Raw genomic sequence first — 2,028 nt, forward strand, 5'->3', positions numbered from 1 at the left:
CTCCGCGATCCGCACCCTCGTCAAGCTCGCCGAGCGCACCGCCTCCGGCGACCTGGGCTGAGCCTTCCGCCCGGTCCGGCCCGCCCCGGCGCGGGCCGGACCGGGCGGGCCCGCGCCGCGGGCGGCTCCCCGTGAAAGAAATACGGACGTTCGTGCGGGCGTTAGCGCGTGCGGGGTGCTCCATCACACGTCCCGGACCCCGGCCCCGCGTCCCGCGTGCCGTGAACAAGTGCGAAGATGGGTTCTCGGCAGGACAGGGCCCCCACCACAGGGCCGAAGAATCAGCGGCCGAAGACCAGCCGCCGCGACGGTCATCGATGACCGCGCCCGGCGCACATGCATGGAGGACGTGACGTGGCGAACGACGCCAGCACCGTTTTCGACCTAGTGATCCTCGGCGGCGGGAGCGGCGGTTACGCCGCGGCGCTGCGCGGAGCGCAGCTGGGCCTGGACGTCGCACTGATCGAGAAGAACAAGCTGGGCGGCACCTGCCTGCACAACGGCTGCATTCCGACGAAGGCCCTGCTGCACGCGGGCGAGATCGCCGACCAGGCGCGCGAGAGCGAGCAGTTCGGGGTCAAGGCCACCTTCGAGGGCATCGACATCGCGGGCGTCCACAAGTACAAGGACGACGTGATCGCCGGCCTGTACAAGGGGCTCCAGGGCCTGGTCGCCTCGCGCAAGGTGACGTACATCGAGGGTGAGGGCCGGCTGTCCTCCCCCACCTCCGTGGACGTGGACGGGCAGCGGATCCAGGGCCGTCACGTCCTGCTCGCGACCGGTTCCGTACCGAAGTCGCTGCCGGGTCTGGTCATCGACGGCGAGCGGATCATCTCCTCGGACCACGCGCTGACGCTGAACCGCGTCCCGGAGTCCGCGATCATCCTGGGCGGCGGCGTCATCGGCGTCGAGTTCGCCTCGGCGTGGAAGTCCTTCGGCACCGACGTCACGGTCGTCGAGGGCCTCAAGCACCTCGTCCCGGTCGAGGACGAGAACAGCTCCAAGCTGCTGGAGCGGGCCTTCCGCAAGCGTGGCATCAAGTTCAACCTCGGCACGTTCTTCGACAAGGCCGAGTACACGCAGGACGGTGTCCGCGTGACGCTGGCCGACGGCAAGACCTTCGAGGCGGAGGTGCTGCTGGTCGCGATCGGCCGCGGCCCGGTCTCGCAGGGCCTCGGGTACGAGGAGCAGGGCGTCGCGATCGACCGCGGCTACGTCGTCGTGGACGAGTACATGCGCACGAACGTGGAGACGATCTCCGCGGTCGGCGACCTCGTCCCGACCCTCCAGCTCGCGCACGTCGGCTTCGCCGAGGGCATCCTCGTCGCGGAGCGGCTGGCCGGGCTCAAGACCGTCCCGATCGACTACGACGGCGTGCCCCGGGTGACGTACTGCCACCCCGAGGTCGCCTCCGTGGGCATCACCGAGGCCAAGGCCAAGGAGATCTACGGCGCGGACAAGGTCGTCGCCCTCAAGTACAGCCTCGCGGGCAACGGCAAGAGCAAGATCCTCAAGACCTCGGGCGAGATCAAGCTCGTCCAGGTCAAGGACGGCGCCGTCGTCGGCGTCCACATGGTCGGTGACCGTATGGGCGAGCAGGTCGGCGAAGCTCAGCTGATCTACAACTGGGAGGCTCTGCCGGCCGAGGTCGCGCAGCTCATCCACGCGCACCCGACGCAGAACGAGGCGCTCGGCGAGGCCCACCTGGCGCTCGCGGGCAAGCCCCTCCACTCCCACGACTGACTCAGTCCGGGCGACGACCACCTACCGCACATTCGTTAGGAGCAACTGAAACCATGGCGGTTTCCGTAACCCTGCCGGCGCTCGGCGAGAGCGTCACCGAGGGCACTGTCACCCGCTGGCTGAAGGCCGAGGGTGAGCGCGTGGAGGCCGACGAGCCGCTGCTCGAGGTCTCCACCGACAAGGTCGACACCGAGATCCCCGCGCCCGTCGCCGGTGTGCTCGCGTCCATCAAGGTCGCCGAGGACGAGACCGTCGAGGTCGGCGCCGAACTGGCCGTCATCGACG

At 69.4% G+C, this 2,028-nt stretch carries 2 protein-coding genes; both read left to right on the forward strand.

Annotated elements, in window-relative coordinates:
* Positions 1-354 precede the first annotated feature (354 nt).
* Positions 355-1,743, forward strand: coding sequence for a dihydrolipoyl dehydrogenase (gene lpdA / locus GT042_RS23120; protein WP_161310646.1), 1,389 nt, complete (start codon positions 355-357; stop codon positions 1,741-1,743).
* A 53-nt stretch (positions 1,744-1,796) separates the two neighbouring features.
* A partial coding sequence (locus tag GT042_RS23125; protein WP_345943880.1) for a biotin/lipoyl-containing protein occupies positions 1,797-2,028 on the forward strand: 232 nt, incomplete at its 3' end.

This window comes from Streptomyces sp. SID3212 (assembly GCF_009865405.1).
Classification (GTDB): domain Bacteria; phylum Actinomycetota; class Actinomycetes; order Streptomycetales; family Streptomycetaceae; genus Streptomyces.